Annotated in this window: 13 protein-coding genes; 5 read left to right on the forward strand and 8 right to left on the reverse strand. The window is 37.6% G+C overall.

Features of this window, described 5'->3' with window-relative positions; translation table 11 throughout:
- Positions 1-181 precede the first annotated feature (181 nt).
- Positions 182-454, forward strand: coding sequence for a ferredoxin-thioredoxin reductase variable chain (locus tag VB733_RS03600; RefSeq protein ID WP_323338750.1), 273 nt, complete (start codon positions 182-184; stop codon positions 452-454).
- Between the two features lie 61 nt (positions 455-515).
- Here the strand turns inward: VB733_RS03600 and VB733_RS03605 are convergent, their stop codons facing one another.
- The 6 genes from VB733_RS03605 to VB733_RS03630 form a co-directional block, all read right to left on the reverse strand.
- On the reverse strand, positions 516-737 hold the full coding sequence (locus VB733_RS03605; protein WP_323338751.1) for a hypothetical protein: 222 nt from the start codon (positions 735-737) through the stop codon (positions 516-518).
- 147 nt (positions 738-884) lie between these two features.
- The gene (locus VB733_RS03610) at positions 885-1,673 is read right to left on the reverse strand and encodes a YdcF family protein (RefSeq protein ID WP_323338752.1); all 789 of its coding nucleotides are present in this window, start codon (positions 1,671-1,673) and stop codon (positions 885-887) included.
- 190 nt (positions 1,674-1,863) lie between these two features.
- Positions 1,864-2,364 (reverse strand): hypothetical protein, encoded by a 501-nt coding sequence (locus VB733_RS03615; protein ID WP_323338753.1) that lies wholly within the window; start codon positions 2,362-2,364, stop codon positions 1,864-1,866.
- A 19-nt stretch (positions 2,365-2,383) separates the two neighbouring features.
- Entirely contained in the window at positions 2,384-3,931 is a 1,548-nt protein-coding gene (locus VB733_RS03620) for an AAA family ATPase (protein ID WP_323338754.1), read from the reverse strand.
- A 350-nt stretch (positions 3,932-4,281) separates the two neighbouring features.
- Positions 4,282-4,581, reverse strand: a complete 300-nt coding sequence (gene rplY, locus VB733_RS03625) for a 50S ribosomal protein L25 (protein WP_096615735.1) — start codon at positions 4,579-4,581, stop codon at positions 4,282-4,284.
- Between the two features lie 138 nt (positions 4,582-4,719).
- Complete coding sequence (locus tag VB733_RS03630) at positions 4,720-6,063, reverse strand: adenylosuccinate synthase (protein ID WP_323338755.1); 1,344 nt, start codon at positions 6,061-6,063, stop codon at positions 4,720-4,722.
- Between the two features lie 559 nt (positions 6,064-6,622).
- Here VB733_RS03630 and VB733_RS03635 point away from each other — a divergent pair.
- Positions 6,623-8,770: an ATP-binding protein gene (locus VB733_RS03635; RefSeq protein WP_323338756.1), complete on the forward strand. Its 2,148-nt coding sequence runs from the start codon at positions 6,623-6,625 to the stop codon at positions 8,768-8,770.
- A gap of 213 nt (positions 8,771-8,983) precedes the next feature.
- Positions 8,984-9,160, forward strand: a complete 177-nt coding sequence (locus VB733_RS03640) for an NblA/ycf18 family protein (protein WP_323338757.1) — start codon at positions 8,984-8,986, stop codon at positions 9,158-9,160.
- A gap of 290 nt (positions 9,161-9,450) precedes the next feature.
- Here the strand turns inward: VB733_RS03640 and VB733_RS03645 are convergent, their stop codons facing one another.
- Positions 9,451-9,663, reverse strand: a complete 213-nt coding sequence (locus VB733_RS03645) for a hypothetical protein (protein ID WP_323338758.1) — start codon at positions 9,661-9,663, stop codon at positions 9,451-9,453.
- 298 nt (positions 9,664-9,961) lie between these two features.
- Here VB733_RS03645 and VB733_RS03650 point away from each other — a divergent pair, with 298 nt between their 5' ends.
- Both VB733_RS03650 and fghA read left to right on the forward strand, forming a co-directional pair.
- Positions 9,962-10,516, forward strand: a complete 555-nt coding sequence (locus VB733_RS03650; protein ID WP_323338759.1) for a GNAT family protein — start codon at positions 9,962-9,964, stop codon at positions 10,514-10,516.
- A gap of 470 nt (positions 10,517-10,986) precedes the next feature.
- A complete protein-coding gene (gene fghA, locus VB733_RS03655) occupies positions 10,987-11,835 on the forward strand; it encodes an S-formylglutathione hydrolase (RefSeq protein ID WP_323338760.1) in 849 nt (282 codons plus the stop codon).
- A 17-nt stretch (positions 11,836-11,852) separates the two neighbouring features.
- Here the strand turns inward: fghA and VB733_RS03660 are convergent, their stop codons facing one another.
- The gene (locus VB733_RS03660) at positions 11,853-13,841 is read right to left on the reverse strand and encodes a GAF domain-containing sensor histidine kinase (RefSeq protein ID WP_323338761.1); all 1,989 of its coding nucleotides are present in this window, start codon (positions 13,839-13,841) and stop codon (positions 11,853-11,855) included.
- Positions 13,842-13,851 lie beyond the last annotated feature (10 nt).

The following is a 13,851-nucleotide window of genomic DNA, read 5'->3' on the forward strand; positions in this document are numbered from 1 at the left end:
ATGCTAGGATGAGTCCCCTAGGCTGGGGAAAGCAAGAGATGGGAATAAGAACTGGGCTTTTTTGATTGGGGTAAGCTGAAATCAACCTAGCCCTCAGGTTAACTATTGTCTCCCCAACAAAATATTGACCTAAGTCCCCATCTGGAGTAAAGATTAAAAGATTAGCCTGTTAAAGAGAGGGATGGGTGTGGAAACACTTGTGGAACAATCAAAGTTAGGTGTAAGCGCTATTATGAAAGTTGGCGATCGCGTTCGAGTTAAAGAATCTGTTGTGGTATATCATAACCCCGAACATCGCGGTCAAGCTTTTGACCTCAAAGGCACGGAAGGGGAAGTTGCTGGTATTGTAACTGAGTGGCAAGGTAGACCTGTTAGCGCGAATTTGCCAATTCTGGTTAAGTTTAGTAAGAAATTTAAGGCACACTTGCGTGAGAATGAGCTTGAACTGATTTAGAGTTTGAACTTATTTAACCCATTTATCCAATTCAAAACTTACATTTCACAGTCTCCAAACCTTATTGGCGGCGAAACCACGCAAATAAATTCAGTTCGCCGCGCATTTTTTCCAGTTCTTGACGATGCCTTGTGGCTGTGGTGCGATACCATTCACAGTACAGTTTGTGTTCTGAGCGTATTTGCACTTCATTGTAATATTCCTTTGTCACCTCTACTGCGGCAAACACTTCTTCCACCTCCGGTGGCGGGGTAGGAATAATGTAGGTAAAATCTTTTGACATAAAAATTTATATTCAAAGTGAAGGTGTAGTAATTAAAATCTCAACCAGCTTAATCACCTTCATCAATTATTACCTATTTATTCAGGAGTTTTGTCAGTTTTATCCACATCACTATCAGAGGAAAGATGGGGAATTTAGAGAAAGTTTTTATAACCAACCTCGCAAGCGATAAATAACAAGACCAATATATTCTTTCAAGGCACTAGTAAAATTATGAATATTATCGGTATCGGGAATTAAATTCAGGATAGCCGCTTTCGGAGTGCTAGTAAGTTCTTGGAGTTCACCATAACTCACGAGAAAATCGGTAGGTGCAGGGATTGCATCAATCTTTTGCTTTTGAAAAATTAACAGCGATCGCGGCATATGTATAGCTGATGTGACTAGTAATATTTTTTTGATTCCCCGTTGTTCGAGAATTTTCTTGACGTTAACAGCGTTTTCGTAAGTATTTAAGGAATTAGGTTCTTCGATAATCGCTTCTGAGGGAATACCAATTGAAGTGAGAATACTTGCCATATCGGTGGCTTCTGAGCTTCCTTTACCAAACCATTCAATCCGTCCACCACTTAAAATAATATAAGGTGCTTTTTTTTGACGGTACAATTGGGCACCATAAATAACTCGATCTCCAGCTTCTTGTAAGTCTACTGTTGGTCGGGGTAAAAAAGCTGAACGAGTTGCACCACCCAAAACAACGATCGCCTCAGCATTTGGTAATTGAGATGGAGTATTTTGCCATTCTAGGGATTTGACAAAATAACGCGCAGCCCAACCATTACTACTACCAATTAATAAAATTAAAGCTAAGATAATACAAAATACAGATGTTCTTGGTCGTCTTTTCATTGTGATTAAAGCAATGATTAAGACAACACAAGCTAGTCCTAACGGATAAAAAAACAATGGTAGTAATTTAGAAAGATAGAGAAACATATTTAGTAGTTAATATTGAATAGTTAATCATAAATTACAAATTATCTTGAGTTTTTTAGGTGTATTTGAATATCTAAATATCTATTTTCTGACAGAATTTTAGTAATAGCAACATTTTAATAGTTTTACTTAATCAAAAACTATTAATAATTCACTATTACCAATTCACCATTAACTATTAACAACTCAACTATTGCCAAAACCGGAAATTTATTCTGCCACGGGGGCGGCGAAAACGGCGAGTAGCTCTTCTTTTCCTCCCAGATACTTGTTTGGGTAGTTCCACCTCTTCACCTTCAGTCAATGTTGTTGGTAAGTCAGCTTGAGTTGCTTCTTTACTTCCCCACCAAGCGATAATTAAACCCCCACCTAAACCACCTAATGCACCTAATAAAATACTCAGAGGTGCTGGATATATCCTTAACAACATAAAACCTGCAAGGAAGAATAACCAATATTTCAATCCTGCATCAATACCTTCTGAGGTGGCTACATTTGATGGTTGAGGTCCAGATTTCGTGGCTTCGCTAATCCAACCGATGAGAAAACCACCCAGGATACCGAGAAAAATACTCCAAGTACGATCCCAACCAATCATTAAAAACAGGAAGGTGAGAAATAAACCAAATATCAGTTGGTTGGAAAAGTTAGGAGAAATAGGAAACGGATTATTGTTTTTTTGTTGTGCCATGATAACAAAATCTATGGGATTATTGGCAGATTACAACATCATCTAATTGTGCCGTTAGTGGCTGAGTTGTGTCTAAGATTGTGACATAAGGTTTTTCATTTGCAACAAAAGCTTCGGCATTTTCTAATTGTGATGCCAGTAAATCGGCTGTAGCATCGGCTATATCACCTGTACGGTTTTTTAATCTTGACTGCAACACTTCCACAGGCGCAGTACATTGGATAATCTTAATTGGTATTTGCTCTGCTTTCGCCCGACTAATTACGTCACTCCGTAACTGGACTCGGTCATACTTAGCATCTAAAATTACCTGAAAACCTTGGCTTGCGAGTAAGATTCCCAAGTCTAACAACTTAGCATAGGTTTTCTCCGTCATTTCCGGGGTATATATTTCGCTACTGCCGCGATCGTACAAAGGTACGCCTGCTAAATGCTTGCGTACAGCATCAGAACGTAGGTGAATCGCACCAATTTTCTGCGCCAGATATTTGGCTGTTGTACTTTTACCAGAACCAGATAAACCTGACATCACAATTAATTGTCCTTGGGAGGGCTGAGTGTACTGCCAAGCTTGGGTGTAATAAGTAGCTGCAACCTTTGCTGATTCGGCTTTGACTTCTGCGGGAACACCGGGATCATCAAGCAAAAAAGAGTTGACTTTTGCTCTCACATATGATTGACGACTCATATATAAAGGTAATAATTGTAAGCCTTCCCAATCACCTGTTTGTTCGATATAGGTATTCAGAAATATATTGGCGAAATCTGGGCGTTGACGAGCTTCCAAATCCATAACAGTAAAAGCTACGTCATACATGACATCAACAAAGCGGAAGGGTTCATTAAATTCAATGCAGTCAAATAGTAATATTTGCTCATTCCAGATGCAAATGTTGCGGGTATGTAAGTCACCGTGACATTCACGGATAAAGTGGTTAGTGATGCGATCGCGAAATAATTGTTGACGTTCGGCAAAAAAGCGATCGGTATATTGTTTGGTTTCGTCAAATTGTTGTTGAGTTTGTGGTCCCCCAATATAATTAACTGTTTGTTCGTAGTTTTGGTCAATCGAAGCTCGAGCTTGAGGAACTTCACCAAAACTACTGATATATTCGTTTGTTTCCGTTTTCGCATGGTAAAGCGCAACTACCCGTCCTAAATCTTTGATATGTGATTCATTCAGTTTTCCAGCTTCAAACATGGTACTGAATAGATTTTCTTCGGGAAATTCACGCATTTTTAGGGCATATTCTACGGCTGTTTCTGTGCCACCCAGTTGATATTTTCCGTCAGTTTGAGTGATTGGTAATACTTCCAAATATAATTCGGCTGCACCGCGTTGGTTTAAGCGTAATTCTTCATAGCAAAAGTTACGCCGTAATTCCAAGGTCGAATAGTTTAAAAAGCCAAAATTTACAGGTTTTTTCAACTTATATACGACATCCCCAGTTAAGAGAACATAAGAACAATGGGTCTGAATAAGTCGAATTGGTTCCTTTACTGAGTGTGGGTAGAAACCAGGTTGTAGCATTTGCTGAATTAAAGTGGGAAGGGATATGTCTGTCATAATTTAAATATTTGGTATTCGGTATAGTTAATGGTAAGTGGGTAATACCAATTCGCAATTCGCAATTCGCAATTCGTAATTCATAATTAAGAAATCCTGACTTGACAGGGATTTCAGAATTTGAATATGTTTCACGATTTTAGTGAAATGGTTTAAGGTGAAAAAAGGTGACAATTACAAATAATCTGCGTGCCTCCACCCTTTCTTCAACCACCTAGACTACTATTTTTTGACAAACCTTGATAGCCCCACAAAAAAACCAGGGTGAAACCCTGGTGAAATCTAGGTTAAATTTATTACTCAGTAAAAAATTCAAATAGTGTAAGATACACACCATTGATTGACCTATATTAATCCTTGGCGATCGAATAAAAGCTCAAATGATATATTGTGCCTTTAGCTGGATGAGTTTGCACTTCTTTAATTACAGCTTTCCCATTCCAATTAATATCAGAAATGCTCAGTTCGATTTCAGTTTTGTCAACGCGGGCTTGTTTGAGTAAACGCTCGACGGTTTTTGCATCAACAACGAGAGAAATAGACTCACGACCTTTGTGACCGTACAAATTTGCTGGTAATATTCCAGAACGACGTAGGGCATTGGGTTTGCTGCCTTCGGGTCGCGTTTTACATTCAACTGTGATTGCCATATCTTAGATTACTTTTCTTGACGATTTTTGCAGCTTTTCTAGTGTATCAGTGCCCAAGCTTAAGTGTTAATAATTCAGTCCTGAATTTATCTACCCACAGCAACAAAGACAGGCAAGCATTTGCTCAGAACTTGAAAATTACGCGCTCAATAACGAAGCTGGAGTCCCATCAGCATGTAATAAAGCTCGTTTTGGTCCGTGAATTGGGTCTTCGAGAATGATTGTCTGGTCGCGACTCGCCCCTAAAGAAACGATCGCAATGGGAACCGCCATCAACTCAGCCAGGTATTTCAAATAATCCTGCGCTTGTTTGGGTAATTCTTCCCAGGAACGACAGTTAGTTGTTGGCACTTTCCAACCAGGCAAGGTTTTGTAAATGGGCTGACATTGCTGAAAACGGCGTGAACTTGTGGGGAAATGCTCGCAACGTTCCCCATCAATTTCGTAAGCGACGCAAACTTTGATTTCGTCGAGTTCGTCGAGAACATCAAGTTTGGTAATCGCCAAACAATCTAAGCCGTTGATACGCACTGCGTAACGCCCAATTACAGCATCAAACCAGCCGCAACGTCGTTTTCTACCAGTGGTTGTACCAAATTCTGCACCTTTAGCACAGAGTAGTTCCCCCATTTCCCCATCCAATTCGGTTGGGAATGGTCCCTCGCCAACACGGGTAGTATAAGCTTTGGCGACACCGATCGCTCTATCTATGGCAGTTGGTCCCAATCCTGTACCCACACAGGCTCCCCCAGCCACCGGATTCGATGAAGTTACAAACGGATATGTTCCATGATCGAGGTCGAGTAATGTCCCCTGCGCCCCTTCAAATAAAATATTGCGCCGTCGCTGTATGGCATCGTATATTTTTAAAGATGCATCCACAACATACCGCCGCAACCGATCTGCATATCCCAAGTATTCTTCTATTACTTCTTGGACATTTAACGGCGGTAGGTTATATAGCTTTTCTAAAATGACGTTTTTATAATTAATCGTCCACTCTAGCTGTTCTCGCAGCCCTTCAGCATCCATCAGGTCTAATATCCTGATTCCTGTTCGCTCCGATTTGTCAGCATAAGTTGGACCGATTCCTCGACCTGTGGTTCCAATCTTGTGATTTCCCCGACGTTCTTCAGATGCAAGATCGATTAATCGATGATATGGCATCGTCACGTGGGCTGTCTCAGAAATATACAGATTCTCTGTAGATATTCCGAGTTCTTGGAGCTGGTCAAGTTCGGCAATTAAAACCTTCGGGTCAATTACCGTTCCAGAACCGATAATACATTCGGTATCTGCATACAAAATACCAGAGGGAATCAAATGTAGTTTAAAAGTTTGACCTTTGACTACAATTGTGTGTCCAGCGTTGACACCCCCTTGGTAACGTACAACTACATCTGCGGAGCGGCTAAGTAAATCGGTGATTTTACCTTTCCCTTCATCGCCCCACTGGGCACCTATGACAATGACGTTAGCCAAGTGTTTATTTCTATTAAGCTAAAGTTTCCACAAAGAATAATTATTTACAGATTTAGTCAATAATGTCAAGGTTAATCAACAATATCTTAGGAAAAATTTACTTAGTCTGATAGTATAAACTGCTGAATTTCTTGGGTTTTTGGCATTTCTTCCCTTCATTATCAAAGATTTTCTCAGCTATAAGTTATTCTCAGAATTTGATTAATTTTTATAAATGGAATTAGATGTTGTTATTTCCGAGCGGAAGTAAAAAATAACTCGTATCTTTCTCCGTGGATGATTGCCATAGCTTGTTGTCTACAAGATAGTCACTGAATGAGAACTTATGTGTTAATTATCCTAAATAGCAAGTAACTGCTTAACAAATCAATTTTTAATTATTGAGTAACTTGATACAGCAATCAGAATCAGGAAGTCGCTATTGTTATCTTCCCTCGATTTTGAATTTTGAATCTCTGAAGCTAACTGAATTAATTCTCAGATTTGTTCAGTTTTTGACAAGAATGACAGCATCAAGCAAGAAATCACACCTCACCTGAGAGGTTTTTCACACACACGCATGAAGAAGTTGTCTTTTACAAAAAAGTTGACGGCTGTTTTTGGAGTCGCATTAGCAGTTGTCATCATCAATGCCTTAATTTCCTATAGCAATACAATTCAACTTACGCATCATCAAAATTGGGTAATGCAATCTATGCAAGTAATTACCCAATTAGAACGAACCTTGCTGGCATTTAAGCAGACTGAAACTGCGAACACAGGCTATAGACTGACGGCTGAAAAACATTATCTTCAGGATTATAATACAGCCTTAGAGCAAACAAAGATAAATCTCCACCTATTACAAAATTTAAAACTTCAGGAATCACAAGCGCAAAAAGATATTACTCTCCTCAATCAGCAAATTACTGACATTTTTCAACGCTTTGATAGCAGGCTTCAAGAAAGCAAAAATCAGCCAGAATTATCTCCAGAAGCGATATTCAGTTTACATAACTCTCCAAATCACTTAGTTAACGAAATTCCTGCACTACTTAATAAAATTCAAATTGGCGAGCAAAATTTATTACAACAACAGATTCATCGTTCTAATTCTCGTTTGACAACAACAATTGCCACCTTCTCCATCGCCACATTTGGGGATGTGGGTTTATTAGGGTTATTATATATTTTACTGAGAAGATATATTACCCGTTTAAAGCTGACTGAACAACGGTTAATTTATAGTGAACAAAAATTAAAAATAATCATGGATGCGGAACCCGAATGCATTCAGTTAATTTCCCCAGATGGAATACTATTGGACATTAATGCATCGGGACTGGCGATAATGGAAGTAGAAACCAGGGAAGAATTGCTTGGTAGATATGTGGGAATCAGAATCGCACCCGAATATTTAGAAAAATTCTTGGCATTACATCACAATGCTTGTCGGGGAATCAGAGGAAAATTGGAGTTTGAGATTGTTAGTTTTCAAGGTAGACGTAGGTGGGTAGAATCCCATGCAGTACCCCTTCCTCACGAATCTGACGGTACTTTTCTGCACTTAGCAGTGATGCGGGATATTAGTGATTATAAACTATTAGAAACGCAATTGTTGCGATCGCAGCGTCTCGAAAGTATTGGTAATCTGGCAGGGGGTATTGCTCATGATTTAAATAATGTGCTGTCACCAATTTTGATGTCGGTACAATTATTACAGATGAAATTACGCCAGAATGAGCAGCAACAGTTATTAAAAACCCTAGAAAATAACGTCAAAAGAGCCGCAAATTTAGTAAAACAAGTCTTATCCTTTGCCAACGGTATAGATAGCAAACGGGGAAATGTAGACTTGAAGCAAATTTTTAGCGAAATTGAACAAATAATTGTCGAAACATTCCCTAAATTAATTATTTTTCAGCAAGATATTGACAAAAATCTTGCTCATCTTTGTGGAGATACGACTCAAATTCACCAAATATTAATGAATTTAGTCATCAATGCCCGTGATGCGATGCCAAATGGTGGTAATCTCACTTTAGCTGCCGAAAATGTGCAGTTAAATCAAAATGCGCCTCACGAAATTCATTACATCTGTATCACTGTTACAGATACAGGTATTGGCATGTCTCCAAATATCCAAGAGCGAATTTTTGAACCTTTTTTTACCACCAAAGAAGCTGGAAAAGGTACAGGTTTAGGACTTTCAACGGTACTATCTATCGCCAAAAATCACGGTGGTTTTGTCAATGTCTATAGTGAAGTCGGTAAAGGTACTACCTTTAAGGTGTACTTACCAGTAACAGAAACAAAAAAACCATTAGTTAAAGTCATTCCAGAAATTGAAATGATGGCTGGAGAGGGCGAGTTAATTTTAGTAGTGGATGATGAGGCTCCAATTCGTAAAGTGACTCAATCCACTTTAGAAGTCTTTAATTATAAAGTGTTAACAGCCGGTAATGGGAGAGATGCTGTATCAATTTATAGCCAATATCAACAGGATATTCGGATTATTTTACTGGATATGATGATGCCCGTGATGGATGGTGAAAAAGTGATTCGCATGTTGAAAAATATCAATCCCCAAGTTAAAATTATTGCGATCGCTGGGTTAGCACTGAGTCACACAGTTAACCAAGCCACGGAAATGGGAGTCAAAGAATTTTTATCAAAACCTTGTACTGCTAGTGAATTATTACAAGCGATTGTAAAAGTAAATAAGTAATTCCGATTCCCACAACAATTTTAGATTTTGATGTAGCTGTATATCTGTAGTTCCTCCGTTAGCACTCAGTCATCTCCTGATGTCTATTCATACATGTGCAAAATATTCGCAATAAAGTCCGTAATCCACGAATTCGCTGATGTACCTTGAATTAAATCCACTAATGTGGTGTGGAGACAGATCATTAATTAAAGTGTTAAATAGGAGAAGATTATGGATAGCGAAGCTTTTCAATTAACTTTAGAACAGGAATTCCAGATGCGGATGATGGAAGAATCTGCACATAATATGACACGTGAAGAAATACTGGAAACATTAGTTCAAGTATCTCGCTTGCTCATGGTTAAAGACAATTTGATTCGCAATTTACTCAGGCGTTGTCTAATTTAGCCTTGCTGACTGAGTTCAAACATGGAAAATCAAACAATAATTGAATATGGGATATATAAATGACTCAGAGTTGCTTCAGGGTTGTTAACTACAAGAAAGTGTAGGGGAATATTATCTAAAACCCCTACAGTTTAATATTATTTGTTGTTACTGTTTGCAAACACAAATATATGGTGCAGTAGTTCTATTCAGCCTAGCAAGCCATATTTTTGAGTTGATAAGTTGTAAATTTGCAAATGAAGTTTACAACTATGTAAATAAAATAAAATTAACGGAATTCAAGCCTAGCTTTATTTAATTATTCTTGTGACTCTCACATCAAATTCTATACCTTTGGGATGATCACTTCGAGCTTGTGAAAAAGCCATCTCATCCAGTTTATCTCTAGACTCAGTGGCAATCTCATACCTTTCCGTTCCACGTTGAAATGTATTGTTATATCTATTATTGGATACGTCGGCAGATTCACAGATATCGACAAATACTTCATAAGTGTGAACCATTTCAGCACCTCCCTATTATTGTCGCACACTACGTGCGATCGCTTGAATAATTTCCAGTATACGAACACAATATCTATTACTTCGGAAACATATACAATTCTTTATTCAATTCAAGTAAATACTCACCAATATGATGACTATGATTAACTTAAATAAATTAAGTCAACATTAAAATTTTTAGCCTAAAAAAAAATTAACTTAAGTTAAGAAATATTATTAATTGCGATTATTCATTCAGCAGTGACAGCAACGAGTAATAATTTTCTTACCCTTAGGAATGAATTAGTCATTAAATAATATGTTAGATAGATTTCCTCAACTTGAAACCAAGAATCTCATCCTAAGAGAAATTACTTTATCAGATACAGAAGCAATATTTAATTTTTTTTCAGATCGAGAAGTTTTAAAGTATTATGATGCCGAACCATTTACAAATATTTCTAGAGTAAGAAGATTAATTCATAACTGGGATGAACGTTTTTTAAATCGCAAAGGTATTCGTTGGGGAATTGCTAAAAAAGATGATAACTTAATTATTGGAACTTGCGGTTATCGTTTTTGGGGAAAACCGTTTTTTTGTGCAGAAATTGGTTACGAATTGACAAAAGCTTATTGGCAGCAAGGAATTATGTCAGAAGCATTAAGTAGCATTTTAAAATTTGCTTTTGAATATACAGAATTAAACCGAATCGAAGCAACAGTAATGCTGGAAAATATTCCCTCAATGAAATTATTAGAGAAACTAGGTTTTATGCAAGAAGGTATTCTTAGAGAATATGGTTTTTGGAAAGGAGAGTTTCATAATTTACACATTTTTTCACTTTTGAAGCGAGATTATCAAATTGAACCTTGATTTAGTAAGAATAATTAGCTGATTTTTTACTCTTCACCAATTTTCTGTAATAATAAATATGCTTAACCCCAGCTAATCTTTGTATTTAGATAGGAATCATGTTTGATTATTGTTGGCGTAGCCTGTGCTTTGCACTTACACAATCTTGTATTGTAGGGTGTGTTAGAAGGTTGTTTGTAACGCAGCAAATACCCGCAAATGGTGCGTTACGCCGTCGCTAATGCACTCTGCGTATATTTTCAATAATCAAATCGGACTCCTATAGTAGGTTATGTATATTTCAAAAAATCAAATATTAGCTTTATCTATTAGAGGCTATTTATAAATTAAAGCTTCAGTTCAAAGAAACCTGTTTTTTTGAATTGAAGTGGTGAGAAAGTAGGTTTATTCCTACATGATTAAGCTTGAAGCTCACTTGATAAAATGTGTTTTAGTTTTGGAATATCAATTTAAAAAAAGGAAAATGGCTTATGTCTACTCCAGATATCATCAACGAATATAAGCTTTTTGGTGGCAAGCTGAATTTTTATTCTCATTTATCAACTACATGCAAAACTAATATGCGTTTTGCAGTTTATCATCCACCACAAGTTAAATTTCAATCAGTTCCAGTATTGTATTTTTTATCTGGATTAACCTGTAGTGAAGAAAACTTTATGGTGAAAGCAGGAGTTCAAAAATATGCGGCAGAATATGGATTAATGCTGGTTGCTCCTGACACTAGCCCTAGAAATACTGGGATAGCAGGCGAAGATGACAATTGGGATTTTGGTACGGGTGCAGGTTTTTATGTGGATGCAATCCAAGAACCTTGGAATACTCACTATCAAATGTATAGTTATGTGGTTGATGAATTACCTAATTTAATTGCTGAAAACTTTGCGATACAAGCAGAGAAACAGGGAATTTTTGGACATTCAATGGGTGGGCATGGGGCGCTTGTTTGTGCTTTGAGAAATCCAGAAAAATTTAAGTCAGTTTCTGTATTTGCGCCAATTGTAGCGCCAATGCGTTGTCCTTGGGGTAAAAAAGCATTGAGTGGATATTTGGGGGAGAATCAAGAAACTTGGTATGATTATGATGCTAGTGAATTAGTGAAAAAACACAGATATGATGGTAATATTTTGATTGACCAAGGTACGGCAGATAAATTTTTATTAGAACAGTTAAAACCGGAATTATTTAAGCAAGCTTGTCAAGAAGTTAATCAGCCTTTAATTTTAAGATATCAAGAAGGTTATGATCATAGTTATTGTTTTATTGCAACTTTTATTGAAGAACATATTCAACATCATGTAAAAGAGTTAAATATTCTATAAATTACGAGCAAAATTGCTCATCTATTATCCATCGGCTGTGCTGGTATCGATACAGTAAAAATTGAACCCATACCAACTGTAGATTCTACTTCGATTCTGCCGCGATGCATATCTACAAGCTGTTTGGTGAGAGCTAATCCTAAACCTGTACCTTCATAGCGACGACGATAGGGTGTATCAAGTTGGTGGAACTTTTCAAACAATAGGGGTAATTGTTCTTCAGGTATCCCAATCCCTGTATCTTCAACTTGAAATACTGCTGTACTCTCTTCCCACCATAAACGCAGGGTGACAGTTCCATTTTCAGGAGTAAATTTGATGGCATTACTGAGGAGGTTTCCCAATATTTGCTGAACTCTACGTACATCGGCAGAAAAACGATCGCATCTTTCATGCAACTGTAAATCTAATTTTAATTCTACCTGTTGAGTTGTAGCTTTTTTCTGCAATTCATTAATTGATGTTTTGACTATTTCTATTAATGAAAATTCTGTAATATCTAATACTGCCTTCCCAGCTTCAATTTGTGATAAGTCAAGGATATCGTCAATCATGTCTAGCAAATGTTCGCCGCTATCATGGATTGTTTGTAAGTAATCGCGCTGTCTTTGTGTGAGTTCTCCAAATGACCATCTTAGTAATGTTGAAGACATGCCAATTACGTATGTTAACGGAGTTTTGAGTTCATGGCTAATGGTGGCAAGGAACTGACTACGGATGCGACGGGCAACTTCAGCAGCTTCCAGGGCATCATGTAAGGCGATTGTGCGTTCGGCGACTCGTTGTTCGAGAGATTGCTTTTCTTGAGTCAAATAACACATTAACTCAGATTGGTGAATCGCGATCGCTAATTGTTCAGCCACGGCAGTGATTAAATTAACTTCGCTCTGATGCCAATTTCGAGCCACATGGCATTGATGGGCGATGAGTAAGCCCCAAAGTTTATTTTCAAAGATAATTGGGGCTACTAGTTTGGCACGAACTTGAATTTCTTGTAAAAACCTTACCAAACATTGTTCTAAAATGTAGGTTTTTTCAATATCATTTACAGCTAAAGTAAATCCTTGAGAGTATTTTTGCCAACATTTTGTTGTTGGTGTAAAACAATTTTCTTCTTGATAATTTAAAACCGAAGGAATCGTATCATTAGCTAACACCTCATAGATAATGCAGCCTCCATAATCAATAACTTTTGGCGGCGATAATTCCAGGGTGATTGATGTAGAAGCATGAGCAGGTGCAATTGATGTATCCGGCTTTTTAATTTTTGATTCTGGAAATTTATAGATTACCAATCGATCCAATTTTAAAAATTCCCGTACTTGAGCAATTGCAGTTTTCATGATTACCGACAAATCCAAACTTTTACGGATTTGGGTTGTGACTTGATTTAAAAGACGCTCCTGAGCAATTTGTTTTTGTAATGCGGCTTCAACTTGCTTGTATACTGAGTGATGCGAGTTGCTGACTGGAATCTCCGTAGTTGCCATTGATGCGGATTGTGTCAGCAGAGATTCGAGTAACAACAGTGTAAATTTTTCTTGGAGACTATTGTTATTTGGTGCCAGAATTTGAGAATAATGTGCTAAATCTCGATAAATTTGAGAATCACTGACAAATAATTGCTGTAGTTCTGATAAAAAAGATGCGATCGCATTGACATCAAATGTCAAACTTGCATTAATGGTACGATTATTTTCCCCGTCCTCCCAGCCATTCGCAAGTTCGTATGTCTGTTCTAATTGCCCCTCGCCCACAAGCAAAACTGCCATCTCCGTCTCCCTTAGCTTACCCAGCAAAAGAGCGCTAAACCCTTGAGAAACCACCACAGTAAAGCGTTGCTGTTGCCATTCACTAGAAATGGGAACCCTGGCGACAATAGCTTCTGTCAATACTAAAGCTGAACTTTCAACTGCTTGAGTCATTTGCTCTAACAATTCCCCAAGCTTATTAAACATACTAGTAGGTAAGGTTCGAGAAAAACTCAGATTGGGAGAACTCAGCATTTTCAAAAAA

This window comes from Calothrix sp. UHCC 0171, from assembly GCF_034931845.1.
In the GTDB taxonomy this organism is placed as follows: Bacteria; Cyanobacteriota; Cyanobacteriia; order Cyanobacteriales; family Nostocaceae; genus Brunnivagina.